The following is a 26,443-nucleotide window of genomic DNA, read 5'->3' as shown; positions in this document are numbered from 1 at the left end:
CTCCCTCTTGCGGCTGGGTGAACGGTTCCCGGCACTGGAGTAGACGACGGAACTCCTCGATTCGTGCACCGGCGCGAGGCGTGAGCTGCGTCACCGGATGCGTCCGGCTCCTGCCCGTACCCCGCGCACCCCGGCTCTCCTGCCCGTTCCGCGTCGACGCACCCTGGACGGGCCCCGACCCGTGGGCTAGCTTCCAGCGCCATGAAGGCCATGGGGAAGACGAGACGGCTGATGGCACTGGTGACCGGAGGGGCGGCTCTGGCCGCCGCACTGGTCGCCCCGGGCGCATACGCGGCGGAGGGCACAGCGGGCGCATCCGCGGCGGAGGGTGAGGAGGGGAGGACGGTCTCCGGGGAGGTCGCCGCCCGCGGGCTCCTGCCCGGCTGGCGGCTCACCGGCACCGGCACCGACGCCCGCTTCCGGGGGCTCGCCGCGGTCAGCCGCACCACGGCCTGGGTCGCCGGGTCGAAGGGCACGGTCCTGCGCACCGCGGACAGCGGCCGCACCTGGCGTGACGTGTCACCGCCGGACGCCGCCGATCTGGAACTGCGGGACATCGAGGCGTTCGACGGCCGCCGTGCCGTCGCCCTGGCCATCGGCGAGGGCGAGGCATCCCGGGTCCTGCGCACCGCGGACGGCGGAGCGACCTGGACCGAGTCCTTCCGCAACACCGATCCCCGGGCCTTCTTCAACTGCCTGACGTTCTTCGACAGTCGGCACGGCCTCGCGGCCGGCGACCCGGTGGACGGAAAGTTCCGGGTCCTGTCCACGGCGGACGGCGGCCGGTCCTGGCGGGTCCTGCCCGATGCCGGGATGCCGCCCGCCCTGCCCGGCGAGGCGGGGTTCGCGGCGAGCGGCCAGTGCCTGGTCAGCTCGGGCGCCAAGGACGTCTGGCTGACCACCGGGGGAGCGGAGACCGCCCGGGTCCTGCACTCCCGCGACCGGGGCCTGACCTGGACGGCGAGCGCCTCCACCCTCCCGGCGGGCGACCCGGCCCGAGGCGTCTTCGCCGTCGCCTTCCGCGACCGGGCCCACGGCATCGCCGTCGGCGGCGACTACCGCCCCGACCAGGCGTCCCCGCAGGCGGCCGCCGTCACCGGGGACGGCGGCCGCAGCTGGCGGCGGTCCGCCACCCCGCCGCCCGCCTACCGCTCCGGCGTCACCTGGCTCCCGCACAGCCGCACCGCTGCCCTGGCCGTCGGCCCGACGGGCACCGACCTCACCCTGGACGGCGGGCGCACCTGGCGGACGGTCGACCCCGGCTCGTACGACACCGTCGACTGCACCCCCGACCTGGGCTGCTGGGCGGCGGGCGAGAAGGGGCGGGTGGCACGGCTGGGGTTCTGACGCCGGGGCCGCCTCATGACCTCATGAGGCGGCCAGCACCTCCCGCAGCCGCGCCGCGAACTCGTCGGGCTTCCCCGGATAGCCGAACTCCCCGTCCAGGAAACCGCCGTGGTGGCTGGGGAAGACGGTCGCGCGCTGCCCGAGCAGTTCGGCGGTCGCGTCGGACGTCCGCCCGGTCTGCACCGTCCGGGACTCCTCGCCCACGGCGATCACCACGCGGGTGGGGGCCGTGACGACGGCGTCGACGTCCGGCCGGTAGTCGCTGACCGCCCAGGAGCGGTCGGACAACAGCGGGTCGTCGCGGGTGCCGTCGTCCTCGGCGGGCATCCCGAACGCGGCGGGGTCGGGCGCGGGCTGGGCGAAGTACGCGTCGGTGAACTCGCCCTCCCACGACGTCATCGCCACGAACGCGGCCATCCCGGCGCCCCACCCCCGCTTCTCGTACGCGTCCCGGACCCCGGCCCGCGCCCGGACGGCCGCCGGGCCGTCCGGGGTGATCGTGATGAGCGGCGGCTCGTGCGCGACGAGGGTGGTCACGTCCCCGGGGTGGCGCGCCACGAGGGCGAGGGCGGTGACCGCCCCGCCACTGCTGGCGAACATCTCGACCGGCCCGGCCCCGAGCTTCGCGATGACGGCGTGCACGTCCTCGGCCAGGGGCTCGGGCGCGTAGTCGACCCGCCCGTCCGCACGGGTGGAGCGGCCGAGCCCGCGCGGGTCGTACGTGACGACGGTCCGGTCGGGGAAGCGGGCCGCCAGTGCGGCGAAGCCACTCGCGTCCATGGGCTGCCCGAGCAGGAACAGCGGCGGGCGGCCGTCGGCGGCGGGCAGCGGTCCGCGGACGTCGTAGACGAGGTCGGCGCCGGCTGTGGTCAGTGTGCAGGTCTCCATACCTCCTCAGACCGGCACCACCCCGGAAACTCATCGGTGGCGGAGGCGGCAACCGTGAGGCTCTGCCCGTTACGGCAACGGCTGCTGGTACGCCGCGAGCGCGGGCGCCGTCCTGGTGGCCACGAACTCGGTGATCCGGTAGGCGCACACGCCGTGCGCGGAGAAGGGGTCGGCCGCCGCGATCTGCTCGATCGCCGCCCGGTCCCGGCCGACGGCCAGGATCACGCCGCCGTCCCGGGGGTTCTTGCGGCCCGAGGCGATGAAGACACCCGCCGCGTACTGCTCGTCGAGCCAGGTGATGTGCTCGGCCATCAGCGCGTCCACGCGCTCGACGGGGGCCGTATAGGTCAATTCGAGTACGAACATGATCGTCAGGCTACGGGATCCCGGCCGCCGCGAGGACGGCCTCCATGGCGGTGGACGGCGGGGGCCTCCATGGCGGTGAACGGCGGGGCGGCCCCTCCGCCGCGGCCACCCCACCTGCGGCCCCCCGAGGATCCGGGGCGCAGGTGGGTCCGGGCCTGCTGCACACCACAGACGCCCCGGCCCCCGCCTGCGGCCTCGCGGCCGCCGGCCGACAGCACAGCCCTCCCCACCGCATAAGCTTTCCGGTATGACGAGCTCCCCCGCCCCCGCCCACGAGACCCCCGCCGACGAAGCCGAGGGCCGGGCGATCCAGGACCGGCTGCGCGAGCGGGTGATCCTGGACGAGGCGGGACCGGAGCCCGGAACCGGCCTGGTCACCGGGGTGGACGTGGCCTACGACGACGAGAAGGACGTCGTCGTCGCGGCGGCCGTGGCGCTGGACGCCGCGACGCTGGAAACGGTCGAGGAGGTCACCGCCGTAGGGAAGATCGCCTTCCCGTACGTCCCCGGGCTGCTGGCCTTCCGTGAGATTCCGACGGTCCTGGAGGCGCTGGAGGAGCTGAGCGTCGACCCCGGTCTCGTCGTCTGCGACGGCTACGGCCTGGCGCACCCGCGCCGTTTCGGACTCGCCAGCCATCTGGGCGTGCTCACCGGGCTGCCGGTGATCGGCGTCGGCAAGAATCCGTTCACGTTCACCTACGAGGCCCCCGGACCCCGGCGCGGCGACTCCTCGCCGCTGCTGGACGGCGACGAGGTGGTCGGCCGCGCACTGCGCACCCGTGAGAACACCAGCCCCGTGTTCGTCTCGGTGGGCCACCGCATCAGCCTCGACAACGCCTGCGCCCACACGCTCCGCCTCGCCGGCCGCTACCGCCAGCCCGAGAGCACCCGCCGGGCGGACGCCCTGTGCCGGCGGACCCTGCGGGAAGCGACCGCCTGACGAGGCGGCGGGGCCGACCGGCCGCCCGGGGAGCCCCACCGCCCGACAGTGCTGCATGGCACGGCGGTAGCCTGCGTCGTCATGAGAAGCGTGTGGAGGCTGCCGGCCCTCTTCCTGCTCGGCGGTGCGGTCGCCGCGACAGGACTCGCCCTCCGTGGCGATCCCGTCACGGCGACCGCACTCCTGGTGCTGTTCGTACTGTTGGCAGCCGTGCACTCACCCCTGATCTTCCCGGGAGCGGTCTCCTCCGCCGAGGCCCGGCGCCGCAGCGCTGCCGACGGCGGCCCGGTCGTCTACTGGCGGCCGGGCTGCACGTACTGCCTGCGGCTGCGCCTGAGACTGGGCCGCGACGCAACCCGGCTGCACTGGGTGAACATCTGGCAGGATCCAGCGGGCGCCGCTGCTGTGCGGGCCGCCACGGGTGGGGACGAGACCGTGCCGACCGTCGTCGTCGCGGACCGGGCGCACGTCAACCCGGACCCCGCGTGGGTACGTCGGCAGCTGTCGGCCCGCACGTGATCGTCCCGGGCGTGGCACAGTCCTGCAACTGAGTACCCCTACGGATGGCATAGATCCACACGGCTGGGCAGGCTGGACACATGAACGCATCCCGCACAGCCGTACGCCCCGCGCCCTTCGACCCCGCCCAGCGCCGCATGGCCCTCGGCATGCTCCTCGGCAGCGCCGTCGGCCTCGTCTGGCTGGGCGCGATGCTCTACACGCTGGCCGGCTGGATCTTCTAGAGGCGTCCGACCATGCGGCGTCGCCCGCCCGCGCGGAAGGGCGGAATGGTCGCCCCCGGGGGCATCGGCTACCGCACCGCCGCCACCCGGAACCGCAGCCCCGCCGCCGTCAGCCGGTCCAGGAGCGCGTCGCCCATTGCCACCGCCGTGGTGACCTGCCCTGAGGTCTCCGGCAGCTCGTCCAGGGCCAGGCACACCGCTGACTCGGCGAGGATCTTCGCCGTCTCGCCGTATCCCGGGTCGCCGCCGGACACCTCGGTGAAGACACGGCGCCCGCCGCCCGCGCCGACGAAGCGGACGGTGAACCAGCTCCGCCCGCGGCGCTCCTCGTCCGGCCCCTGCCCCGGCTCGTAGCGGCTCATCAGCCACTCCCGTACGCCTTCCACCTGCGCGGCCGCGACCAGCCCGCCGATCGCCACCGGGGCGCCGAGTGCCATGGGCAGTGTCTTCACCGAGGCGAAGTGGCGGTAGCGGAAGTCGGGGCCGTAGCGATCCAGGGTCCGCGCCGAGCGGCCCACGATCGTCGGGTCGATCGTGGGCAGCGGCAGCGCCCAGGTGCCGGTCTCCCCGCTGAAGTGCGGGGAGCCCGCGGGTGTGCGGACCCGCCGGCCGACCCGGCGCGGCTCATGCAGCCGGCGCTCCCGGGCGGCGGCCAGCATCTGCGGGCCCCGGCCCATCGCGGTCAGCGCCGAGGCGAACGTGCCGCCGGAGAACACCGCGTTGGTGCGGACGAAGCCGTCGACGGCCAGGGGCACGTCCTCGGGCAGCTGCTGGACGGTGAAGTACGCCCCGAGGTCGTGCGGTACGGAGTCGAAGCCGCAGGCGTGCACGATGCGCGCCCCCGTCTCACGGGCCCGCGCGTCGTGCTCCAGATACATCCGGTCGATGAACTCGGCCTCGCCGGTGAGGTCCGCGTAGTCCGTCCCGGCCTCGGCGCAGGCGGCGACGAGCTTGCCGCCGTAGCGCAGGTACGGTCCCACGGTGGTGGCCACCACCCGGGTGGAGGCGGCCAGTTCGGCCAGCGCCCGAGCGTCGTCCGCATCGGTCTCCAGCAGCGGCAGCTCCGCACAGGCGGGGGCGATCGCCGCCAGCCGCTCGCGCAGCTGCTCCAGCTTGGTCCGGCTGCGCCCGGCCAGTGCCCAGCGCAGACCCGTGGGGGCGTGGGCCCCCAGGTACTCGGCCGTGAGCGCCCCCACGAAGCCGGTGGCGCCGAAGAGGACCACGTCCAAGGGGCGCGTCGCGTCGTTCTGCCTGTTCACGAGTACCTCCGGCTGGGAGACGGGTGCCGACGTGGCAGGCAGAGGGTAGCGGAGAGCGCCGTGGCGGCGTGCGGCCGGGCGGGCCGGGTGCGAGAGGATCGGAGCAAACTACTAAGCGCTTGCTCGGCCCGAGGGGTTGTGCGGAGCCGGGGACGTTCATAGCATCGCAGGTGTTACATCGGTTGTGTCACACCCCTGGGGGCTCACAGATGGTGAAAGGCCCAACACCCGGGCACGGTCCCCTGACCGGTGTCCGGGTCGTCGAGCTGGCGGGCATCGGCCCCGGACCGTTCGCCGCGATGCTGCTGGCGGACCTCGGGGCCGACGTCGTGCGCGTCGACCGGCCCGGCGGGGCGGGGCTCGGCATCGATCCGGCCCACGACCTCACCAACCGCAACAAGCGCTCCGTCGTCCTGGACCTCAAGAGCGACGAGGGCCCGGCCCGCGTCCTGGACCTCGTCGAACGCGCCGACATCCTCGTCGAGGGCTACCGTCCCGGCGTCGCCGAACGCCTCGGCGTCGGGCCCGAGGCGGCTCTCGCCCGCAACCCGCGGCTCGTCTACGGGCGGATGACCGGCTGGGGCCAGGACGGGCCGCTCGCCGACCGCGCGGGCCACGACATCGCCTACATCGCGCTCACCGGCACCCTGTCGATGATCGGCAGGCCGGACGAACCGCCCACCGTCCCCGCCAACCTGGTCGGCGACTACGCGGGCGGCTCGCTCTACCTCGTCGTCGGCGTCCTCGCCGCACTCCAGCACGCCCGCGCGCACGGCGAGGGCCAGGTGGTCGACGCCGCCATCGTGGACGGCGCCGCCCATCTCGCCACGATGATCCACGGCATGCTCGCCGCCGGAAGCTGGCAGGACCGGCGCGGCGCGAACCTCCTCGACGGCGGCTGCCCGTTCTACGGCGCCTACGCCACCTCCGACGGCGGTCACATGGCGGTCGGCCCGCTGGAAGGCCGGTTCTACGCGGAGTTCGCCCGGCTCCTCGGGATCGCGGACGCCTTCCCCGACCGGTGGGACCTCGCCCGCTGGGACGACCTGCGCGCCGCCGTCACCGAACGCTTCCTGAGCCGTACGCGCGCCGAGTGGACCGAGGTCTTCGCCGGCAGCGACGCCTGCGTGGCCCCCGTCCTCTCGCTCACCGAGGCCCCGCACCACCCCCACCTCGCCGCCCGTTCCACCTTCGTCGAGCACGGCGGCCGGCCCCAGCCCGCCCCCGCCCCGCGCTTCTCGGCCACCCCCGTCTCCGTCCGCACCGGGCCCGCGCTGCCCGGCGCGGACACGGAGGCCGTGGCGGCCGACTGGGACGTACCGGCGCTCCGGCCCACCCCCCGAGACTAGGAGACCCCGTGCAACGGCAGATCTTCACCGAGGAGCACGACGCGTTCCGCGAGACCGTCCGGGCCTTCCTGGCCAAGGAGGTCCTCCCGTACTACGAACAGTGGGAGCAGGACGGCATCGTCTCCCGCGAGGCGTGGCTCGCCGCCGGGCGGGCCGGGCTGCTGGGCCTGGCCGTCCCGGAGGAGTACGGGGGCGGCGGCAGCGACGACTTCCGCTACAGCGCGGTCCTCGCCGAGGAGTTCACCCGGGCCGGCGCCGCCGGACTCGCCATCGGCCTGCACAACGACATCATCGGCCCCTACCTCACGGGCCTGGCCACCGACGAGCAGAAGCGCCGTTGGCTCCCGGGCTTCTGCTCCGGCGAGACCATCACCGCCATCGCCATGACCGAGCCGGGCGCGGGTTCCGACCTCCAGGGCATCCGTACCACCGCCGAGGACCGGGGCGACCACTGGCTGCTCAACGGTTCCAAGACCTTCATCTCCAACGGCATCCTCGCCGACCTCGTCATCGTCGTCGCGAAGACCACCCCCGAGGGCGACGCCAAGGGGCTCTCGCTCATCGTCGTCGAGCGCGGTGCGGAAGGCTTCGAGCGCGGCCGGAACCTCGACAAGATCGGCCAGAAGTCGCAGGACACCGCCGAGTTGTTCTTCAACGACGTCCGTGTCCCCAAGGAGAACCTCCTCGGCGAACTCGACGGCGCGTTCATCCACCTGATGACCAACCTGGCCCAGGAGCGCATGGGCATAGCGGTCGCCGGGATCGCCGCCGCCGAACACCTGCTGGAGATCACCACCCGGTACGTCAAGGAGCGCGAGGCCTTCGGCCGTCCGCTCGCCAAGCTCCAGCACATCCGCTTCGAGATCGCCGAGATGGCCACCGAGTGCGCCGTCACCCGCACCTTCCTCGACCGGTGCATCGTCGACCACTCCGACGGCGTCCTCGACGCCGTCCACGCCTCCATGGCCAAGTGGTGGGCCACCGAACTGCAGAAGCGCGTCGCCGACCGCTGCCTCCAGCTCCACGGCGGATACGGCTACATGAGCGAATACCAGGTCGCCAAGGCGTTCACCGACGGCCGTATCCAGACCATCTACGGCGGCACCACCGAGATCATGAAGGAGATCATCGGCCGCTCGCTGCTCGCCTGAGCCCCCTCGCTACCTCCCTCTCCACCACCCTCGAAAGGCAGCTGTCTTGAGTACCGAAGCATTCGTCTACGACGCGATCCGCACCCCGCGCGGCCGCGGCAAGGCCAACGGCGCCCTGCACGGCACGAAGCCGATCGACCTGGTCGTCGGCCTCATCCACGAGATCCGGGGCCGCTTCCCGGACCTGGACCCGGCCGCCATCGACGACATCGTCCTCGGCGTGGTCAGCCCGCTCGGGGACCAGGGCTCCGACATCGCCCGGATCGCGGCCATCGCGGCCGGCCTGCCCGACTCCGTCGCGGGCGTCCAGGAGAACCGCTTCTGTGCCTCGGGCCTGGAAGCGGTCAACCTGGCCGCCGCGAAGGTCCGTTCGGGCTGGGAGGACCTGGTGCTGGCCGGGGGCGTCGAGTCGATGTCCCGGGTGCCGATGGGCTCCGACGGCGGGGCCTGGGCGATGGACCCGATGACCAGCTTCGAGACCGGCTTCGCCCCGCAGGGCATCGGCGCCGACCTCATCGCCACCATCGAGGGCTTCAGCCGCCGCGACGTCGACGAGTACGCCGCACTCTCCCAGGAACGCGCCGCCGCGGCCTGGAAGGACGGCCGCTTCGCCCGCTCCGTCGTCCCCGTCAAGGACCGCAACGGCCTGCTCGTCCTCGACCACGACGAGCACATGCGCCCCGGCACCACCGCCGACTCCCTGGCCGGCCTCAAGCCGTCCTTCGCCGCCATCGGTGACATGGGCGGCTTCGACGCGGTGGCGCTGCAGAAGTACCACTGGGTCGAGAAGATCGACCACGTCCACCACGCGGGCAACTCCTCCGGCATCGTCGACGGCGCGGCCCTGGTCGCCATCGGCTCGAAGGAGGTCGGTGAGCGCTACGGCCTCACCCCGCGCGCCCGGATCGTCTCCGCCGCCGTCTCCGGCTCCGAGCCCACCATCATGCTCACCGGCCCCGCCCCCGCCACCCGCAAGGCGCTGGCCAAGGCCGGACTCACCATCGACGACATCGACCTCGTCGAGATCAACGAGGCCTTCGCCGGAGTCGTCCTGCGCTTCGTCAAGGACATGGGCCTCTCCCTGGACAAGGTCAACGTCAACGGCGGCGCCATCGCGCTCGGCCACCCGCTCGGCGCGACCGGCGCGATGATCCTCGGCACCGTCATCGACGAACTGGAGCGCCGCGACCAGCGGTTCGGCCTGGTCACCCTCTGCGTCGGCGGCGGCATGGGCGTCGCCACCGTCGTCGAACGCATCTGACCTGTTCCCGGCCCCACCTGCCTACGGAGAAGACACCGACATGACCGAGAGCACCACCATCCGCTGGGAACAGGACGAGACCGGCGTCGTCACCCTCGTCCTCGACGATCCCGACCAGTCGGCCAACACGATGAACCAGGCCTTCAAGGACTCCATCGCGGCCATCGCCGACCGCGCCGAGGCCGAGAAGGAATCCATCCGCGGCATCATCTACACCTCCGCCAAGAAGACCTTCTTCGCGGGCGGCGACCTCAAGGACATGATCAAGGTCGGCCCGGAGAACGCCCAGGCCGCCTTCGACACCGGTACCGAGATCAAGCGCTCGCTGCGCCGTATCGAGACCCTCGGCAAGCCCGTCGTCGCCGCCATCAACGGCGCGGCCCTCGGCGGCGGTTACGAGATCGCGCTCGCCTCCCACCACCGCGTCGCCCTCGACGCCCCCGGCTCCCGTATCGGCCTCCCCGAGGTCACCCTCGGACTGCTCCCGGCGGGCGGCGGCGTCACCCGGACCGTACGCCTCATGGGCATCGCGGACGCCCTGCTGAAGGTGCTCCTCCAGGGCACCCAGTACACCCCGCGGCGGGCGCTGGAGAACGGCCTCGTCCACGAAGTCGCCGACACCCGCGAGGAGATGATCGAGAAGGCCCGCGCCTTCATCGACGCCCACCCCGAGTCCCAGCAGCCCTGGGACGTCAAGGGCTACAAGATCCCCGGCGGCACCCCGTCCCACCCCAAGTTCGCCGCCAACCTCCCCGCCTTCCCGGCCAACCTGAAGAAGCAGCTCGCGGGCGCGCCCATGCCCGCGCCGCGCAACATCCTCGCGGCGGCCGTCGAGGGCGCCCAGGTCGACTTCGAGACCGCCCTGACCATCGAGGCCCGGTACTTCACCGAGCTGGTCACCGGCCAGGTCTCCAAGAACATGATCCAGGCGTTCTTCTTCGACCTCCAGGCCGTCAACTCCGGTGCCAACCGCCCCAAGGACATCCCCGAGCGCCCGGTCCGCAAGGTCGCCGTGCTCGGCGCCGGGATGATGGGGGCGGGCATCGCCTACTCCTGCGCCAAGGCCGGGATCGACGTCGTCCTCAAGGACGTCTCCACCGAGGCGGCCGCCAAGGGCAAGGCGTACAGCGAGAAGCTGCTCGCCAAGGCGCTGTCCCGGGGCCGTACGACCGAGGCCAAGCGCGACGAACTCCTCGCCCGGATCACCCCGACCGGCGATGTGGCCGACCTCGCGGGCTGCGACGCGGTGATCGAGGCCGTCTTCGAGGACACCGCCCTCAAGCACAAGGTGTTCCAGGAGATCCAGGACGTCATCGAGCCCGACGCCCTCCTCTGCTCCAACACCTCCACCCTCCCCATCACCGTCCTCGCCGAGGGGGTGTCCCGCCCCGTCGACTTCATCGGCCTGCACTTCTTCTCACCGGTCGACAAGATGCCGCTGGTCGAGATCATCAAGGGCGAGCGCACCGGCGACGAGGCACTCGCCCGCGCCTTCGACCTCGTACGGCGCATCAGGAAGACGCCGATCGTGGTCAACGACTCCCGCGGCTTCTTCACCTCGCGCGTCATCGGCCAGTTCATCAACGAGGGTGTGGCGATGGTCGGCGAAGGCATCGAGCCCGCCTCCGTCGAGCAGGCGGCCGCCCAGTCCGGCTACCCGGCCAAGGTCCTCTCCCTGATGGACGAGCTGACCCTGACCCTGCCCCGTAAGATCCGCAACGAGACCAAGCGCGCGGTCGAGGAGGCCGGCGGCACCTGGCCCGGCCACCCCTCCGACGAGGTCATCGACCGCATGGTCGACGAGTTCGGCCGGACGGGGCGCAGCGGGGGAGCGGGCTTCTACGACTACGACGAGGACGGCAAGCGCACCGGTCTCTGGCCGGGCCTGCGCGAGCACTTCACCACCACGTCCGGCGCGGACGTCCCCTTCGAGGACATGAAGGAGCGGATGCTCTTCTCCGAGGCGCTGGACAGCGTCCGCTGCCTGGAGGAGAACGTCCTCATCTCCGTCGCGGACGCCAACATCGGCTCCATCATGGGCATCGGCTTCCCGCCGTGGACCGGCGGCGTCCTCCAGTACATCAACGGCTACGAGGGCGGCCTGCCCGGCTTCGTGGCCCGCGCCCGGGAACTCGCCGAGCGCTACGGCGACCGCTTCCTGCCGCCCGCACTCCTGGTGGAGAAGGCGGAGAAGGGCGAGACCTTCCACGACTGAGGCCGCGGCGGGCCGCGTCCACCGTCACTCGGCGGTGAACGCGGCCCGCAGCTCTTCCTTGAGAGACCGCTGAAAGGCCGTCACCAACGCCTGCACCACGATCGGTTGCATATGGGCCGACAGCGACTTCATCGCCGCCACATGCTCCGGATCGCCCTCCCGCTCCCGGTACGGATTCCACACCTCGTCCCGGAACAGCCGGGTCATCTCCTGCGCCGCCGACCGGGTGTGCTCCAGCAGGACGGTCCGCGCGGCGAGGATCGTCTCGTGGGCGATCGGCACGTCCAGCAGCTCGACGCCCAGCCGCAGCAGCCCGAGATCCACCCGGTACGTCGTGCCGTCACCTTCGGGCCGGACCAGCACCCCCATCGCCGCCAGCCGTGCCACGTCCGCCTCCGACAGCGCCCGCCCGGCCCGCCGCTCCAGCTCGGCCCGGGAGAAGTCCTCGGTCTGGTCCGGCGCCCAGGACGCGACCAGGGCCCGGTGGATGGCCAGATCCTGGGCGCTGAGGTCGGGCGGCAGCTGCTCCAGATACCGTTCGATCGCGGCGAGCGTCATGCCCTGCTGCTGGAGTTCCTCGATCAGTGCGAGCCGCGAGAGATGGTCGGGACCGTAGTGCCCGACCCGGCGCGGACCGATGACCGGAGGCGGCAGCAGGCCCCGGGTGCTGTAGAACCGCACGGTACGCACGGTGACCCCGGCGCGGGCCGCCAGCTCGTCCACCGTGAGCGTCGGCTCGTCGGTCCCCGTCGCCATCTGTGCTCCCCGCAGTCGAATCCCGGTATCGGACAGTCCCGCTGTCTCACCATTACTGTGAAAGTCTCCGGCACCATTGCTCCGCCGTCCACCCCGGGGCCGTTGCCGACCACGACCGACCCGGCTGCCGGGCGCCGGGCCCCGACGGCACGGCTCGTCCGTCCGCGAGGGATCATGGAGGTCACGGGGACGGGCTGCGCACGGTCGGCCCGACGGGATCGCGGGAGCACCGGATGAGCAGCGCCACGGACATGAGTGACCCCCGGGACGGCGGACCGGACCAGGCGCCGGGCCCGGGCCGGAGCGCGGACCCCGAGCCGCCTCCGCCCGGTGGCGTGCTCTGGAGCCTGTCCGGCGACATCCGCGCCCTGCTGATGCTGCCCGCCGCCCTCACCCTCCAGGTCGCCCACCCGGCCGTCGGCGCCGGAGTCGACGAGCACTCCGTCTTCCGTACGGACCCCTGGGGGCGCGGCGAACGGTCGCTGCGCTCGCTCCAGCTCTGGGTGTACGGGGGCGCGCAGGCGGCGGAGGAGGGCCGCAGGCTGCGCGTGCTCCACCGCACGATCCGGGGCACCGACACCCGGGGCCGCCGCTACCACGCCCTGACGCCCGCCAACTACGCCTGGGTGCACGCCACCGGCTTCCCCGTCTACCAGCACGCGGCCCGCTATCTGATCCGGCCCATGACCCCCGCCCAGGAACGCGCCCTGTACCGGGAGTGGCTCCAGGTCGGCCGGATCCTCGGCATCCACGACCGGGACATGCCGCAGACCATCGAGGAGTTCTGGCCGTACTGGAGGAAGATGCTCGCCGAGGAGATCGAGGCGACCACGGTCGTGCGGGAACTGATCGACGTCGAGCAGCCCGTGCCCCCGCCGGACCGGGGTCCCTGGCCGCTGCGGGCGGTCCTGCGCGCGCTGTGGCCCGTGCTGCTGCCTCCGCTGGCCCGCTTCCGGCGGTTCTTCACCATCGGACTCATGCCGCCCGACGCCCGTGCCGCCCTCGGCCTGCCCTGGAGCGCTGAGCAGGAGAAGCGGCTGCGCCGGACGTGTGCGGTCCTGCGGGCGGTCGTCCCCGTCCTGCCGGAGCGGCTGCGCTACCTGCCCCGGGCGCGGACAGCCCGGAGCGTCCACCGTACGGCCGCGCCCCACGGCTGAGCCGGCCGGCGCCCCGGCGGAGTGCCTTGCGGCGCGGGCCGCCCCGGGGCCGTGCCCCGTATCGGCGGCCGCCCTGAGCTCCGGGCCGCGACAGCCGGTACCGCCAAGTGCCGAACAGCCCCGCGAGCGGCTGGCCCGACACCCGCTCCGCGTAACGGGCCACGTCGCCCTCGCCCACGTCCGCGCGCGGTCGCGGTCGCAGTCGCAGTCGCCGTCCGCGTCCGCATCCGCGTCCACGCCCGCGTGTGCGTCGGCGTTCGTGCCCGGCTGACGTCCGCGCCCACATCCGCGTCGGCGTTCGTGCCCGGCTGACGTGCGCGCCCATGTCCTCGCCCACGTCCGCGCGCCCGGCCGGCCCTTCAGCAGGCGGCCGACCGGCTCTCCAGCAGTTCGAAGAGCGTGTCGTCGTGGGAGACGCCGCAGCCACCGTTGCCGCCGGCCGGGCAGGGGGCGCCCGATGTCCGTGGCGCCCGCGGCGGCCGATGGGGCCGGTGCCGAGATCGCCGACGGAAGGGCCGGTGCCGGGATCGCCGACGGAAGGGGGCCGCCGGGGCAGGGCGGGGGGTGTTCCGGGTGCTTCTGTCACCCGCTCGCCGGTCCGTCGTCACGGAGGCAGTGCGGGAGATGTGCACGCGTGGTGATCGCCCCCCTGTTGTAAGGGAGTTGACCGGGGTAACGTCCGCACATCGCCGACAGACCGACGGGCGTCACGGCGCCCGCCCCACACGTTCCGGAGGCAGCCGCTGATGACCCGTCCTGTTGCTCGTGCGCTCCACCTGCTCAGCCCGCATCCGTGGCTCGCACCGGTCGCAGGACCCAGCCGGCCGGAGTCCGCCGCCCCGCGCCGCAGGGCCCGGACGGTGCGCCGGGCGGCCGTGGCGGCGACGCTCGCCGCGCTCGCCCTGCCGTTCGCCATCGCACCCGCCGAGGCCGCGCACCGCCCGCCCCGCACGGGGTTCGAGACGAGCGAGGGAGCCCGCTGGACCGCCGAGGCCGAGGAGCGGGACTTCCTCGCCGCGGTGGACCGGGGGAGCGACCGGGTCTCCGTGGACCGCGTCGGTACGACGGGCCAGGGCCGCGCCCTCCGGCTCGTACGCGTCGGCCAGGAGCGGCCAGGCGCCACGACGGTCCTGCTGATCTGCAGCCAGCACGGGGACGAACCCGCCGGACGCGAGGCCTGTCTGACCACGATCCGCGACCTGGCGTTCGCCGAGGACCGGGCGACCCGCGCGTTCCTGGCCCGTACGACCCTGCTGGTGCTGCCGACGGCCAACCCCGACGGGCGCGCCGCCGACACCCGCGGCAACGCCGACCGGGTCGACATCAACCGCGACCACATCGCCCTGAAGACCGCCGAAGCACGGACGATCGCCGCCGTGATCCGTGACGAACGGCCGCAGGTGATCTACGACCTGCACGAGTACAGCGCGACCCCTCCGTACTACGACAGGGACCTGTTCACGCTGTGGCCGCGCAACCTGAACGTCCACGACGGGGTCCACGCGGCCTCACGCACCCTCTCCGAGCGCTACGTCCGCCCCGCCGCGACGGCGGACGGCTACAGCAGCGGGCACTACGGCATCTGGACCGACCCCGCCACCGGAGAGCCGGTCAAGCAGGTCGCCGGGGACGGCCAGGAGCGCATCCTGCGCAACGCCTCCGGGCTCAAGCACGCCGTCGGCCTGCTCGTCGAGTCCCGGGTGGACGCGCTGAGCGATGCGGAGAAGGCCGATCCGGCGCTCAACCGGCTGCGCAGGGTCGACTCCCAGAAGACCGCGCTCGGCGGCCTCTTCGACTTCACCGACGACCAGCGCGCCCGGCTCCGGACCGCCACCGCGCTCTCCCGCCTGGCCGGTCTCGCCGACCGGGGACCGGTCTATCTGGGCGGCGCCGACAACGACCCGGCCGAGCCGTCCGATGTCCTGGTCGACCCGCCGTGCGGCTACCGGCTGGACGCCGCCCAGTACACCGCGGTGAAGGACGAACTGGCCCTGCACGGGGTCAGGGCCAGGCCGGAGCGAGATGGCGCGTTCGTGCCGTTGCGGCAGTCGGCCAGGAATCTGATTCCGCTGCTCCTCGATCAGCGGGCGACATATCACTTCACACATGGTCAAGCTGTAAACGTTTGTTGATCCTTCGAGATCCTGGGCAGGTGTGGTACTGCCTACGAAGAGCGTTTTTCAGACTCGGTGAAAGGTGCCACTTGTGTCCCAGGACGACCAGAGAGCGGACGGACGGGAGGGGCTGGCGGTCACGGCGGACCTTCCCCCCGAACCGGTCAGCACCAGGACCCCGACCACGGATCGTGTGGTCTTCGGCATCACGGCGGTTCTGACCGTCGCCTTCGTCATCTGGGGCGCGACCGCGACGTCCTCCCTGGAGACGGTCTCCGGCGACCTGCTCGAAGGGCTGATCCACAACGGCGGCTGGGCCTTCATGCTCGCCGCATCGGGCTTCGTCATCTTCGCCCTGTGGCTGGCTGTCAGCCGCTACGGGAAGATCACCCTCGGACAGGAGAACGAGGGGCCGGAGTTCCGGACCATCTCCTGGATCGCGATGATGTTCAGCGCCGGCATGGGCATCGGGCTGATGTTCTGGGGAGTGAGCGAGCCGCTGGCACACTTCCGCACCCCACCGCCCGGCACCGACCCCGCCAACGCCTCCGAGGCCATGCAGACCGCCATGGCCACCACCCTCTTCCACTGGACGCTGCACCCCTGGGCGATCTACGCGGTGGTCGGCCTCGCCATCGCCTACAGCGCCTACCGGATGCGCAGGCGACAGACCATCAGCGCCGTTTTCGAGCCGCTGATCGGCGTCCGCCGTGCGCGCGGCGGCTTCGGGCGCGTCATCGACATCCTGGCCATCTTCGCGACGCTCTTCGGCTCGGCGGCCTCCCTCGGCCTCGGCGCGCTCCAGATCGGCAGCGGCATCCAGGAGCTGGACTGGCTGGAGAAGGCCGGCACCGGGCTCCTGGTGGCCGTCATCGCCGTGCTGACGGTGTGCTTCGTTCTCTCCGCGGTCTCCGGAGTGGAGAGGGGCATCCAGTGGCTCTCGAACATCAACATGGTGCTGGCCCTGCTGCTGGTCGTCTTCGTCTTCATCGCCGGTCCCACGATCTTCGTGCTCGACCTGATCCCCACCTCGCTGGGCGCCTACATCACCGACCTCGGGCAGCTCATCGGTCGCACGGAGGCCACCGGCGGCGGTGACGTGGCCGACTGGCTCGGCAGTTGGACGGTCTTCTACTGGGCCTGGTGGATCTCCTGGACGCCCTTCGTCGGGATGTTCATCGCCCGGATCAGCCGGGGCCGGACGATCCGTCAGTTCGTCGGCGGTGTCATCCTGGTGCCCAGCACCGTCAGCCTGATCTGGTTCGCCGTCTTCGGCGGCTCGGCCATGAGGCTGGACGAGGCGGGCGAACTCACCGGCGCCGACACCCCGGAGGCGCAGCTGTTCGGCGTTCTCCAGCAGTTCCCCATCGCCACCCTGACGAGCATCCTGGTGATGATCCTCGTCGGCATCTTCTTCGTCTCCGGCGCCGACGCCGCCTCGATCGTCATGGGCACCCTCTCGCAGAAGGGCGTCCTGGAGCCGGGCCGGTGGGTCGTCATCTTCTGGGGCGTCGTGACCGGGGCCGTGGCCGCGATCATGCTGCTGATCGGCGAGGGCGAGGAGAACGCCCTCCAAGGTCTCCAGAACCTCACCATCCTGGTGGCTGCGCCCTTCACGATCGTGATGATCGGTATGTGCGTGGCCCTGATGAGGGACCTGCGCAAGGACCCGCAGATCGTCCGCCAGGAGTTCGGTGTGGAGGCGGTCGAGTCCGCGGTGATCGAGGGGCACGCCAAGTACGACGGCGACTTCGAGATCCGGATCGGCCCCGGGACCACTCCGGTCACGGACGAACGCCACAAGCACGAGTCGGAGGGGTCGGGTTCGACGGCCACGTCCGTCTCCACCGAGAAGCGGCCCTCGGACCCCACGGACGAGCGCCCCTCCGACTGACCGCTGACGGCTGACCGCTGACGTTGAGGCTGACGGCTGACCGTCGGCCGGCGGCCGAGCGGCGTGACCGCACAGCCGCCCCCGGAGCCCGCGACCGCACACCGGTCGCGGGCTCCGGGGCGTGCGACCCGCGCCCGGGCGGGATGGGGCCGTGCACCGGCGGGGCCCACCGGCCGGTCCTTGCCCCGGTCAGCCCACCAGCGTCGCCGCCGCGCGCGCACAACCCCAGGCCACCGTCACACCCGCGCCCCCGTGCCCGTAGTTGTGCACCAGCCGCCCGCCGCCCGCAAGGGCCTCCGCCTCCAGCCGCACCCCGCCTCCCGCGCCGGCCGCAGCCCGACCCGGTGGCCGAGCACCCGGGCGCCGGCGATCTCCGGCCGCACCCGCGCGCACCGCGCCACGATCTGCCGCGCCGTCGCCGGATCGGGCGCCGCGCGCGGATCGTCCGCCTCCGCCGTACCGCCCAGCACCAGCCGCCCGGGCTGCGGGAAGAAGTAGGTCGTCGCGGCCGACGCCGGATCCGCCTGCGTGTACCACTCCTCGATCCCCGGGTTCTCCACCGCGACCAGCTGCCCCCGCACCGGACGCACCCCGGCGTCGGGCACCAGCTCCCGCGCCCCGAGCCCCGTGCAGTTCACCACCACCGGGGCCACCGCCGCCGCCTCGCCGAATCCCGTCACGGCCCGTCGCTCCACCGCTCCGCCCGCCGCCACGAGCCGCCGCTCCAGCCACTCCAGATGGACCGGCATGTCCAGCAGCGGCAGCGTCACCCGCAGTCCCTCGGCCACCTCCACGGCGTCCTTCAGCCCGGCCGCCCACGCGCCCAGCGCCGCGAACCGCTCCCCGCCGTGCAGCCCCGCCACCCGCCGTACACCGGTCTCCTCCGGGGCCTCGGCCAGTTCCTCGTAGACCGCCAGCGTCTCCAGCGACCAGGCGCCCACCCGCTCGGCCGGCTCGATCCGGTACGGCCACCACAGGGCCCCCGCCACCGCCGACGTGGTCGCCCCGGCCGGATCACGCGACCAGACGCGCACCCGCAGCCCGCGCTCCGCCAGCGTCACGGCGGTGGTGAGCCCGACGACCCCGCCGCCCACCACGATCACATCCACCACCACGGTTCCTCCCCTTCCCACGACTTCCTCCGGCCCTGGTCCGTCGCTGCCGGACGCTAACCGAAACCGGAACCCCGGGGCCAGGGCATCCGCAACCCCCGGGCCAGAGCGACGGCAGCCTTCGGGTCAGGCCAACCGGAATCCGTGCAAGGGCCGGCCGCGTACGACCCGCAGGCAGGGGGCGGCACCAGGCAGCTTCACGAGGTCGAGACAGGTTCGTTGACAGCGGTCGCTCCCCGCAGGATTCTGAGAGCGCTCTCACGCTCGTAGGTGATGTGCCCCCCGCGATCCACCCACGCATCCGCCCGATGAGGAGAACGAGCATGCCCGCTTTACGGAGAAGTCTCGGCGCTCTGACCGCCGCCCTGGCCCTCGCTCTGGGGCTGACCACCGGCCTCGGCCAGCCGCCGGCCGAGGCGGCGGTGCCCGCCACCATCCCGCTGACCATCACGAACGACTCGGGACGCGCCGACCGGGTCTACGTCTACAACCTGGGAACGGAGCTCTCCACCGGCCGTCAGGGCTGGGCGGACGCGAACGGGACCTTCCATCCCTGGCCGGCCGGAGGCAACCCGCCCACCCCGGCCCCGGACGCGTCGATCGCCGGGCCCCGGAACGGGCAGTCCGTGACGATCCGGATGCCGAAGTTCTCCGGACGCGTCTACTTCTCGTACGGCCAGAAGCTCGTCTTCAAGGTCACCACCGGCGGTCTCGTGCAGCCCGCCGTGCAGAACCCGAGCGATCCGAACAGGAACATCCTGTTCAACTGGACCGAGTACACGCTCAACGACGCGGGTCTGTGGATGAACAGCACCCAGGTCGACATGTTCTCCGCCCCCTACTCGGTCGGCGTCAAGGTGCCCGGGGGAGCCGTCAGGAGCACCGGCAAGCTCAGGCCGGGCGGCCACAACGCGGTGTTCGACCACCTCAGGAACCAACCGGGCGGCTGGTCCGGGCTCATCCAGACCCGGTCCGACGGAACGGTGCTGCGTGCTCTGTCCCCGGGGCACGGCGTCGGGAGCGGCGTGCTGCCGTCCGGGATCATGAACGACTACATCAACCGGGTCTGGAGCCGCTACAGCAGTTCCGTGCTGACGGTGACGCCGTTCGCACACGAGCCGGACACCCGGTACTACGGCCGGGTCTCCGGCAACGTCATGAACTTCACCGACGGCTCGGGCGCCGTCGTGACGTCCTTCCAGAAGCCGGACTCGGACAGCGTCTTCGGCTGCTACAAGCACCTGGACGCGCCCAACGACCGGGTGCGCGGACCGATCTCCCGCACCCTGTGCGCGGGCTTCAACCGCTCCACCCTGCTGACCAGCGCGAACCAGCCCGACAACAACGCGGCGAACTTCTACCGGGACTCCGTGACCAACCACTACTCCCGCTTCATCCACGCGCAGATGGTGGACGGCAAGGCGTACGGCTTCGCCTTCGACGACGTGGGCGCGCACGAGTCGCTCGTGCACGACGGCAACCCGCAGGAGGCACTGATCACCCTCGACCGGTTCAGCTGACCCGGCACCCCCGGCACCCCCGGCACCCCCGGCACCCCGGCCCGGCGGCACGCGGCGGAGCGCATGCGTCCCGCCGGGTGGGCGGGCGCCGGGGCGGGGCACCGGGCGCCGGCGGCTAGGATCGGCCCCCTGATGACTGCCACTCTCGTCGCCAAGGACCTCGCCGCCGGACACGGCGACCGCACGCTCTTCGCCGGGCTCGACCTCGTCGTCGCCCCCGGTGACGTGATCGGTCTCGTCGGAGTGAACGGTGCGGGCAAGTCCTCCCTGCTCCGTCTGCTCGCCGGGCTCGACCGTCCGGAGGAGGGCGAGCTGCGGCTCTCCCCGCCCACCGCCACCGTCGGTCACCTCCCGCAGGAGCCCGAGCGCCGCGACGGCGAGACCGTGGCCGCCTTCCTGGCCCGCCGTACCGGCGTCGCCGACGCCCAGCGCGTCATGGACGAGGCGACGGAGGCCCTGGTCGCGGGAGCCCCGGGCGCGGACGACGCGTACTCCGACGCCCTGGAGTGCTGGCTCGCCCTCGGCGGCGCCGACCTGGAGGAGCGGGCCGAGCAGGTCGCCGCCGAGCTCGGCCTGACCGTGGGACTCGACCGGCCCATGACCGCGCTCTCCGGCGGACAGGCGGCCCGCGCCGGGCTCGCGTCGCTCCTCCTCTCCCGCTACGACGTCTTCCTGCTCGACGAGCCCACCAACGACCTCGACCTGGACGGCCTGGAACGGCTGGAGCGTTTCGTGGCCGGCCTGCGCGCGGGCACCGTCGTCATCAGCCACGACCGCGAGTTCCTGATGCGTACGGTCACCAAGGTGCTGGAGCTGGACCTCGCCCAGCAGCAGATCAACCTGTACGGCGGTGGCTACGCGGCCTACCTGGAGGAGCGCGAGACCGCCCGCAGGCACGCCCGTGAGGACTACGAGGAGTACGCCGACAAGAAGGCGTCCCTCGAAGCGCGCGGCCACATGCAGCGTTCCTGGATGGACAAGGGTGTCAAGAACGCCCGCCGCAAGGCCACCGACGGCGACAAGCTCGGCCGCAACGCCCGCAGCGAGGCCAGCGAGAAGCAGGCGGCGAAGGCCCGCCAGACCCAGCGCATGATCGAACGCCTCGATGTCGTCGAGGAGCCCCGCAAGGAGTGGGAGCTGCGGATGGAGATCGCCTCCGCCCCGCGCTCCGGATCCGTCGTCGCCACTCTGCGTGAAGCCCGCGTCGTGCGTGGCGATTTCACCTTCGGCCCCGCCTCGCTCCAGATCGACTGGGCGGACCGGGTCGCCATCACCGGAGCCAACGGCGCGGGCAAGTCCACGCTGCTGGCAGCCCTGTTGGAGCGGCTGCCCCTGGACTCCGGGCACGCCGTGCTCGGTTCGGGCGTCGTGGTGGGCGAGGTGGACCAGGCCCGCAAGCTGTTCCTCGGGGCGCAGTCGCTGCTGGACGCGTTCTGCGCGGCCGTGCCCGACACCGAGCCGGCCGAAGTCCGCACCCTGCTGGCCAAGTTCGGCCTGCGCGCCGACCATGTGATGCGCCCGGCCACCAGCCTTTCCCCCGGGGAGCGCACCCGCGCCGCCCTCGCCCTGCTCCAGGGCCGGGGCGTGAACCTCCTGGTGCTCGACGAGCCGACGAACCACCTGGACCTGCCCGCCATCGAGCAGTTGGAGGCGGCCCTGGAGACGTACACGGGCACTCTGCTCCTGGTGACGCACGACCGCCGGATGCTGGAGGCGGTCCGCACCACGCGCCGCGTCGAAGTGGCGGACGGCCAGATCAAGGAAGTCTGAGCGGGGCCGGGGAGCTGATGCCAGGCTTGCCGGTATGACCCGTCGCGCAGTGAGTTTCGGAGCAATAGCGGAAGCGTACGAGCGGTTTCGGCCCGGATATCCTCCGGTACTCCTCGACCGGGTGATGGCCTACGCGGGTCACCCGGTTCGCACCGCTCTGGAGATCGGCGCGGGAACGGGCAAGGCGACGCGCCTGTTCACCCAGCAGGTGGCCGCGGTCACGGCCACGGACCCCGACGCGGTCATGCTCGCCGAGCTGCGCAAGCACGTGCCGACGGGGGTCCGCACGGAGCGGGCCGCGTTCGAGGAGCTGCGGCTGGACGAGACGTACGGGCTCGTCTACGCGGCCGCCTCGCTGCACTGGACCCAGCCGGAGGGCAGGTGGTCGCGCATGGCCCGACTGGTGCAGCGCGGGGGCGTCCTCGCCTCGTTCGGCGGGCCGCTGCGACCGGCCGACCCGGCCGTCGCCGACGCCGTACGCAGGGTGCGGGCGCCGTTCCTCGGCAGCGACGAGATCCCGTCCCCTGACGGAACGCCCCCGGAGCACGCCATGCAGTGGCCGGGCGCCGAACTCCAGCAGTCCCCGTTCTTCACCGATGTGCGGCAGTCGGTCGTCGAACGGCGCTACGCGCTGAGCGCGAGCGACTACCTCGGCCACCTCTCCACGATCTCGGCCTATCTCGTGCTGGCCCCCGCGCCACGCGAAGAGCTGTTCAGGCGGATCGGGCGGGTGCTGCCCGAGGTGGTCGAGATGGAAGCCGACATCACGCTCCACCTCGCGCGCCGACGCCACGAGCCATAGGGCGCCGGCGCCCGCCGCCTCACAGCCGCCCCACCGCGCACCGTCAGCTGCCCGCGTCGCCGGTAGACAGCATCCACGGTGTCGCGGCGGCCCTTGCCGAGCGCAAGAACCGCCGCGATCACGGGCACCGCGTCACACCAGGCCCACGACCGCACCACGGCCGGTCCCGGCGCCGGACAGCCCTACCGTTGGTCCCCGCGGGCGGAGACCATCGGGCTCAGCGCCCCCGGCCGCCGCCCTGCTTCGGGTCCGCCAGCCCGGCCCGCCGCAGCGCGTCCGCCATCGCGCTGTTGGCCGGAGCCGGAGCGCCCTGGCCGCCCTGCCGCGACCCGCCGCGCCGGTCCCGGCCGCCACCGCCCTGACGGCCCTGGCCGCCGCCGGAGCCCTGGCCCTGGCGCTGCTTCGGGGGACGTCCGCCCCGCTCGCCGCGGCCCTGCTGGCCGCCGCCCGCGCCGGGCTCGTCGTCGAGGCGCAGCGTCAGCGAGATGCGCTTGCGCTCCACGTCGACGTCCATGACCTTGACCTTCACGATGTCCCCGGGCTTCACCACGTCGCGCGGGTCCTTCACGAACGTCTTCGACAGCGCCGACACGTGCACCAGACCGTCCTGGTGGACGCCGATGTCGACGAACGCTCCGAACGCGGCCACGTTCGTCACGACGCCCTCCAGCACCATGCCCGGCTCCAGGTCGCCGAGCTTCTCGACGCCCTCCTTGAAGGTCGCCGTGCGGAACGCGGGACGGGGGTCGCGCCCCGGCTTCTCCAACTCCTTGAGGATGTCCGTCACGGTCGGCAACCCGAACATGTCGTCCACGAAGTCCGCCGCGTGCAGCGCCCGCAGGGCCTGCGTGTTGCCGATCAGCGAGGCGACCTCCCCGCCCGCGCTCCGACCCATCCGCCGCACCACCGGGTAGGCCTCGGGGTGCACGCTGGAGCCGTCCAGCGGGTCGTCGCCGCCCCGGATCCGCAGGAAGCCCGCGCACTGCTCGTACGCCTTCGGACCCAGACGCGCCACGTCCTTGAGCGCCTTGCGGGAGCGGAAGGGGCCGTTGGCGTCCCGGTGCGCCACGATGTTCTCCGCCAGCCCGGAGCTGATCCCGGAGACCCGTGAAAGCAGGGGTGCGGAGGCGGTGTTGACGTCCACGCCGACGCCGTTCACACAGTCCTCGACGACCGCGTCCAGCGAACGTGAGAGCTTCACCTCGGACAGGTCGTGCTGGTACTGGCCGACGCCGATCGACTTCGGGTCGATCTTCACCAGCTCGGCCAGCGGGTCCTGGAGCCGCCGCGCGATGGACACCGCGCCACGCAACGACACGTCCATGTCGGGCAGTTCCTGTGAGGCGAAGGCGGAGGCGGAGTAGACCGAAGCGCCCGCCTCCGACACCATCACCTTGGTCAGCTTCAACTCGGGGTGCTTGTCGATCAGTTCACCGGCGAGCTTGTCCGTCTCGCGGGACGCCGTGCCGTTGCCGATCGCGATCAGATCGACCGCGTGCTCCTTGGCGAGACGTGCGAGCTTCGCCAGCGCCTGGTCCCACTTGTTGGCGGGCACGTGCGGGTGGATCACATCGGTGGCCACCACCTTGCCGGTCGCGTCGACGACCGCGACCTTCACCCCCGTACGGAATCCGGGGTCCAGGCCCAGCGTGGCCCGCGTCCCGGCCGGGGCGGCGAGCAGCAGATCGCGCAGGTTCGAGGCGAAGACCCGGACCGCCTCGTCCTCCGCCGCTGTCCGCAGCCGAAGCCGCAGATCGATGCCCAGATGCACCTGGATCCGGGTCCGCCAGGCCCAACGCACGGTGTCACCGAGCCACTTGTCGCCCGGACGGCCCCGGTCGGCGATTGCGAAGCGGCGGGCGATCATGCTCTCGTACGCGGACGGGCCCGGCCGCTCGGCGGCCTCCGGCTCCTCCGGCTCCAGGACCAGGTCGAGCACGTTCTCCTTCTCGCCGCGCAGCATCGCGAGCACCCGGTGTGAGGGCAGCGCGGTGAACGGCTCCGCGAAGTCGAAGTAGTCGGCGAACTTCGCGCCCGCCTCCTCCTGGCCTTCGCGCACCTTCGCCGCCAGCCGGCCGCGCGTCCACATGCGCTCACGCAGCTCGCCGGTCAGGTCGGCGTCCTCGGAGAACCGCTCGGTGAGGATCGCGCGCGCGCCCTCCAGAGCGGCCGCCGCGTCCGCCACGCCCTTGTCGCCGTCAACGAACGCGGCGGCGGCCGCGAGCGGATCGACCGACGGGTCCCCGAGCAGGCCGTCGGCCAGCGGTTCGAGCCCCGCCTCCCGGGCGATCTGCGCCTTGGTGCGCCGCTTCGGCTTGAACGGCAGGTAGATGTCCTCCAGGCGCGCCTTGGTCTCGGCCGCCCGGATGCTCGCCTCCAACGCCGCGTCGAGCTTGCCCTGTTCGCGGACGGAGTCGAGGATCGCGGTACGCCGGTCCTCCAGCTCCCGCAGATAGCGCAGCCGTTCCTCCAGCGTGCGCAGTTGCGCATCGTCGAGGGATTCGGTCGCCTCCTTGCGGTAGCGCGCGATGAACGGCACGGTCGATCCGCCGTCGAGCAGCTCGACCGCCGCCCTGACCTGTCGCTCACGTACGCCGAGCTCCTCGGCGATCCTGCCTTCGATGGACGTCGTCACGGTTTTCCCGACTCGCCTTCTCGTACTGGCTGTGCTGGCCGTGCTCGGGTCGTGTTGAGCACGTATCTGCTTGCCGGGGTGGCATCCCCCCGGGCCTGCATTGTGCCGCGTGGCCGGGGGCCGTGTCGCGTGACCTCGGGCAACACGCCCGGGAGCCCCCGCGTGGTGCGCGGGGTCCCGGGCGGCGCCGGGGTCCGTCCCGGGTCAGCCCCGGCCGGTCGCCGATGCCGGGAACGCGCCCGCCGCCGCGGCAGTGAAGAGGAAGCCACGGGCGAGTTCGGTGAGCCGTTCCACGCCCTCGGGTCCCAGGTGTGCGTACGGGGCAGTGTCCAAGCGGTCCGTCGCCTCCTCGATCTCGGCGCGCAACGCGGTCCCGGCCTCGGTCAGCGCCAGTTCCTCGCCCGCCGCCAGCAGCCCGCGCTCCCGCAGCCGCTCGGACGCGGCCTCCCAGTCGGTGCGGCGCCAGCCCCGGGAGGACAGGATCCAGCGGATCGCCATGCCCTTGCCGGTGGCCGTGTGGCTGACGAGCGACTCCAGCGGGTCGAGGCCGGCCGCGAGCAGGGCGGCGAGATGGGCGTCGCCCCGGTGCTCCCGGAGCAGGGTCGCGGCGTGCCAGAACGCCAGGTGCGGCTCCTCGGGCACCGGAAGGTCCGCGTGCGCGGCGTACAGCGGGCGGGCGTGCGGGGTGCAGGCCTCGGTGGCGCGCAGTGCGAGCCGGGCCGCCTCCGCCATCTCGTCCGAGGCGATGATCTCCTCGCCGAGCAGCCGCCGCAGCGTCGTGTCCGCCGCCCGCAGCCGGGCGTCGAGAACCGTCTCGGGGGAGGCGGTCTCCCAGACGGCCGGTACGTGGCGTGCCACCAGAACGGGGTTGAAGTTGTAGAACGTGGCGCTGACGGTGCCCGCGCCCACGGTGCCGAACGCGGCGGCGCGGGTCGCGAAGTAGGCGGCGGAGGGGTCCTCGATGCCGATCTTCGCCATCTCCGTACCCAGGTCGGGGGAGAAGAAGAGGCAGGAATGCAGCGGGTTGACGGCGTTGTGGCAGCGGCGCTCCGCGCGGGCCGGGAGAGTACTCATGCCCGCACGTTACCGACTGGTCGGTACGACGTGGAAGCCCTGGGGGAGGACCAACGGGCTCCGGACCGGGGCCGAGGGCAGGTCATGGCG

At 72.6% G+C, this 26,443-nt stretch carries 20 protein-coding genes and 1 pseudogene; 14 read left to right on the top strand and 7 right to left on the bottom strand.

The window, feature by feature from the left end:
- Window positions 1-201 precede the first annotated feature (201 nt).
- Window positions 202-1,347 carry an oxidoreductase gene (locus KME66_RS03190; protein ID WP_253208220.1) on the top strand — a complete coding sequence of 382 codons (1,146 nt, stop codon included), beginning with the start codon at window positions 202-204 and terminating at the stop codon, window positions 1,345-1,347.
- Between the two features lie 21 nt (window positions 1,348-1,368).
- Here KME66_RS03190 and KME66_RS03185 read toward each other — a convergent pair whose 3' ends face one another.
- Together KME66_RS03185 and KME66_RS03180 are read right to left on the bottom strand one after the other, a co-directional pair.
- Window positions 1,369-2,235: an alpha/beta hydrolase gene (locus KME66_RS03185; RefSeq protein WP_216318692.1), complete on the bottom strand. Its 867-nt coding sequence runs from the start codon at window positions 2,233-2,235 to the stop codon at window positions 1,369-1,371.
- A gap of 69 nt (window positions 2,236-2,304) precedes the next feature.
- Window positions 2,305-2,601, bottom strand: coding sequence for a YciI family protein (locus tag KME66_RS03180; RefSeq protein WP_216318687.1), 297 nt, complete (start codon window positions 2,599-2,601; stop codon window positions 2,305-2,307).
- Window positions 2,602-2,848: 247 nt separating this feature from the next.
- Here KME66_RS03180 and KME66_RS03175 point away from each other — a divergent pair, with 247 nt between their 5' ends.
- The 3 genes from KME66_RS03175 to mmpA all read left to right on the top strand — a co-directional run bounded on the left by KME66_RS03175 (window position 2,849) and on the right by mmpA (window position 4,284).
- Window positions 2,849-3,541: an endonuclease V gene (locus KME66_RS03175; protein WP_216318684.1), complete on the top strand. Its 693-nt coding sequence runs from the start codon at window positions 2,849-2,851 to the stop codon at window positions 3,539-3,541.
- A gap of 81 nt (window positions 3,542-3,622) precedes the next feature.
- Window positions 3,623-4,060, top strand: a complete 438-nt coding sequence (locus KME66_RS03170; RefSeq protein WP_216318670.1) for a glutaredoxin domain-containing protein — start codon at window positions 3,623-3,625, stop codon at window positions 4,058-4,060.
- Window positions 4,061-4,140: 80 nt separating this feature from the next.
- Window positions 4,141-4,284, top strand: coding sequence for a morphogenic membrane protein MmpA (gene mmpA / locus KME66_RS03165; RefSeq protein ID WP_165891135.1), 144 nt, complete (start codon window positions 4,141-4,143; stop codon window positions 4,282-4,284).
- Between the two features lie 68 nt (window positions 4,285-4,352).
- Here the strand turns inward: mmpA and KME66_RS03160 are convergent, their stop codons facing one another.
- A complete protein-coding gene (locus tag KME66_RS03160) occupies window positions 4,353-5,543 on the bottom strand; it encodes a trans-acting enoyl reductase family protein (protein ID WP_216318667.1) in 1,191 nt (396 codons plus the stop codon).
- A 209-nt stretch (window positions 5,544-5,752) separates the two neighbouring features.
- Here KME66_RS03160 and KME66_RS03155 point away from each other — a divergent pair, with 209 nt between their 5' ends.
- From KME66_RS03155 to KME66_RS03140, 4 genes are read left to right on the top strand one after another with little or no spacing between them, the layout of a single operon-like run.
- Window positions 5,753-6,892 carry a CaiB/BaiF CoA-transferase family protein gene (locus KME66_RS03155; protein ID WP_216318664.1) on the top strand — a complete coding sequence of 380 codons (1,140 nt, stop codon included), beginning with the start codon at window positions 5,753-5,755 and terminating at the stop codon, window positions 6,890-6,892.
- A gap of 8 nt (window positions 6,893-6,900) precedes the next feature.
- Window positions 6,901-8,043: an acyl-CoA dehydrogenase family protein gene (locus KME66_RS03150; protein WP_216318661.1), complete on the top strand. Its 1,143-nt coding sequence runs from the start codon at window positions 6,901-6,903 to the stop codon at window positions 8,041-8,043.
- A 46-nt stretch (window positions 8,044-8,089) separates the two neighbouring features.
- Window positions 8,090-9,304 (top strand): acetyl-CoA C-acetyltransferase, encoded by a 1,215-nt coding sequence (locus KME66_RS03145; RefSeq protein ID WP_073226495.1) that lies wholly within the window; start codon window positions 8,090-8,092, stop codon window positions 9,302-9,304.
- A 40-nt stretch (window positions 9,305-9,344) separates the two neighbouring features.
- Complete coding sequence (locus KME66_RS03140) at window positions 9,345-11,519, top strand: 3-hydroxyacyl-CoA dehydrogenase NAD-binding domain-containing protein (RefSeq protein ID WP_073226491.1); 2,175 nt, start codon at window positions 9,345-9,347, stop codon at window positions 11,517-11,519.
- Window positions 11,520-11,543: 24 nt separating this feature from the next.
- Here KME66_RS03140 and KME66_RS03135 read toward each other — a convergent pair whose 3' ends face one another.
- Entirely contained in the window at window positions 11,544-12,275 is a 732-nt protein-coding gene (locus KME66_RS03135) for a MerR family transcriptional regulator (RefSeq protein ID WP_216318658.1), read from the bottom strand.
- 233 nt (window positions 12,276-12,508) lie between these two features.
- Between KME66_RS03135 and KME66_RS03130 the strand changes: the two genes are divergently transcribed.
- The 3 genes from KME66_RS03130 (at window position 12,509) to KME66_RS03120 (ending at window position 17,440) form a co-directional block, all read left to right on the top strand.
- Window positions 12,509-13,432 (top strand): oxygenase MpaB family protein, encoded by a 924-nt coding sequence (locus KME66_RS03130; RefSeq protein WP_216318655.1) that lies wholly within the window; start codon window positions 12,509-12,511, stop codon window positions 13,430-13,432.
- Between the two features lie 746 nt (window positions 13,433-14,178).
- Entirely contained in the window at window positions 14,179-15,564 is a 1,386-nt protein-coding gene (locus KME66_RS03125) for a M14 family metallocarboxypeptidase (protein WP_216318637.1), read from the top strand.
- A gap of 73 nt (window positions 15,565-15,637) precedes the next feature.
- Window positions 15,638-17,440: a BCCT family transporter gene (locus tag KME66_RS03120; RefSeq protein WP_073226476.1), complete on the top strand. Its 1,803-nt coding sequence runs from the start codon at window positions 15,638-15,640 to the stop codon at window positions 17,438-17,440.
- A 189-nt stretch (window positions 17,441-17,629) separates the two neighbouring features.
- Here KME66_RS03120 and KME66_RS03115 read toward each other — a convergent pair.
- A pseudogene (locus KME66_RS03115) lies at window positions 17,630-18,552 on the bottom strand (FAD-dependent oxidoreductase).
- A gap of 323 nt (window positions 18,553-18,875) precedes the next feature.
- On the opposite strand from KME66_RS03115, the gene KME66_RS03110 reads away from it, so the two are divergent.
- The 3 genes from KME66_RS03110 to KME66_RS03100 all read left to right on the top strand — a co-directional run bounded on the left by KME66_RS03110 (window position 18,876) and on the right by KME66_RS03100 (window position 22,644).
- Window positions 18,876-20,072 (top strand): glycoside hydrolase family 64 protein, encoded by a 1,197-nt coding sequence (locus tag KME66_RS03110; RefSeq protein WP_216318635.1) that lies wholly within the window; start codon window positions 18,876-18,878, stop codon window positions 20,070-20,072.
- A gap of 132 nt (window positions 20,073-20,204) precedes the next feature.
- On the top strand, window positions 20,205-21,842 hold the full coding sequence (locus KME66_RS03105; RefSeq protein ID WP_216318632.1) for an ABC-F family ATP-binding cassette domain-containing protein: 1,638 nt from the start codon (window positions 20,205-20,207) through the stop codon (window positions 21,840-21,842).
- A gap of 124 nt (window positions 21,843-21,966) precedes the next feature.
- Window positions 21,967-22,644, top strand: a complete 678-nt coding sequence (locus tag KME66_RS03100; RefSeq protein ID WP_253208559.1) for a trans-aconitate 2-methyltransferase — start codon at window positions 21,967-21,969, stop codon at window positions 22,642-22,644.
- 217 nt (window positions 22,645-22,861) lie between these two features.
- On the opposite strand, the gene KME66_RS03095 is transcribed toward KME66_RS03100, so the two are convergent.
- Entirely contained in the window at window positions 22,862-25,279 is a 2,418-nt protein-coding gene (locus KME66_RS03095) for a Tex family protein (protein ID WP_216318628.1), read from the bottom strand.
- 204 nt (window positions 25,280-25,483) lie between these two features.
- Window positions 25,484-26,353: a hypothetical protein gene (locus KME66_RS03090; protein ID WP_216318626.1), complete on the bottom strand. Its 870-nt coding sequence runs from the start codon at window positions 26,351-26,353 to the stop codon at window positions 25,484-25,486.
- Window positions 26,354-26,443: the final 90 nt, after the last annotated feature.

Source organism: Streptomyces sp. YPW6, from assembly GCF_018866325.1.
GTDB lineage: Bacteria > Actinomycetota > Actinomycetes > Streptomycetales > Streptomycetaceae > Streptomyces.
The sequence above is the reverse complement of the archived record's forward strand: the minus strand, read 5'-3'. Positions and strand labels throughout refer to the sequence as shown.

What these genes read in the sequence shown, in the direction of transcription:
- KME66_RS03100 (WP_253208559.1), top strand. Translation starts at nt 21,967, where the DNA reads ATGGCCTACGCGGGTCACCCGGTTCGCACCGCTCTGGAGATCGGCGCG.
- mmpA (WP_165891135.1), top strand. Translation starts at nt 4,141, where the DNA reads ATGAACGCATCCCGCACAGCCGTACGCCCCGCGCCCTTCGACCCCGCC.
- KME66_RS03180 (WP_216318687.1), bottom strand. Translation starts at nt 2,601, where the DNA reads ATGTTCGTACTCGAATTGACCTATACGGCCCCCGTCGAGCGCGTGGAC.
- KME66_RS03090 (WP_216318626.1), bottom strand. Translation starts at nt 26,353, where the DNA reads ATGAGTACTCTCCCGGCCCGCGCGGAGCGCCGCTGCCACAACGCCGTC.
- KME66_RS03110 (WP_216318635.1), top strand. Translation starts at nt 18,876, where the DNA reads ATGCCCGCTTTACGGAGAAGTCTCGGCGCTCTGACCGCCGCCCTGGCC.
- KME66_RS03155 (WP_216318664.1), top strand. Translation starts at nt 5,753, where the DNA reads ATGGTGAAAGGCCCAACACCCGGGCACGGTCCCCTGACCGGTGTCCGG.
- KME66_RS03185 (WP_216318692.1), bottom strand. Translation starts at nt 2,235, where the DNA reads ATGGAGACCTGCACACTGACCACAGCCGGCGCCGACCTCGTCTACGAC.
- KME66_RS03105 (WP_216318632.1), top strand. Translation starts at nt 20,205, where the DNA reads ATGACTGCCACTCTCGTCGCCAAGGACCTCGCCGCCGGACACGGCGAC.
- KME66_RS03135 (WP_216318658.1), bottom strand. Translation starts at nt 12,275, where the DNA reads ATGGCGACGGGGACCGACGAGCCGACGCTCACGGTGGACGAGCTGGCG.
- KME66_RS03175 (WP_216318684.1), top strand. Translation starts at nt 2,849, where the DNA reads ATGACGAGCTCCCCCGCCCCCGCCCACGAGACCCCCGCCGACGAAGCC.
- KME66_RS03130 (WP_216318655.1), top strand. Translation starts at nt 12,509, where the DNA reads ATGAGCAGCGCCACGGACATGAGTGACCCCCGGGACGGCGGACCGGAC.
- KME66_RS03170 (WP_216318670.1), top strand. Translation starts at nt 3,623, where the DNA reads ATGAGAAGCGTGTGGAGGCTGCCGGCCCTCTTCCTGCTCGGCGGTGCG.
- KME66_RS03140 (WP_073226491.1), top strand. Translation starts at nt 9,345, where the DNA reads ATGACCGAGAGCACCACCATCCGCTGGGAACAGGACGAGACCGGCGTC.
- KME66_RS03190 (WP_253208220.1), top strand. Translation starts at nt 202, where the DNA reads ATGAAGGCCATGGGGAAGACGAGACGGCTGATGGCACTGGTGACCGGA.
- KME66_RS03125 (WP_216318637.1), top strand. Translation starts at nt 14,179, where the DNA reads ATGACCCGTCCTGTTGCTCGTGCGCTCCACCTGCTCAGCCCGCATCCG.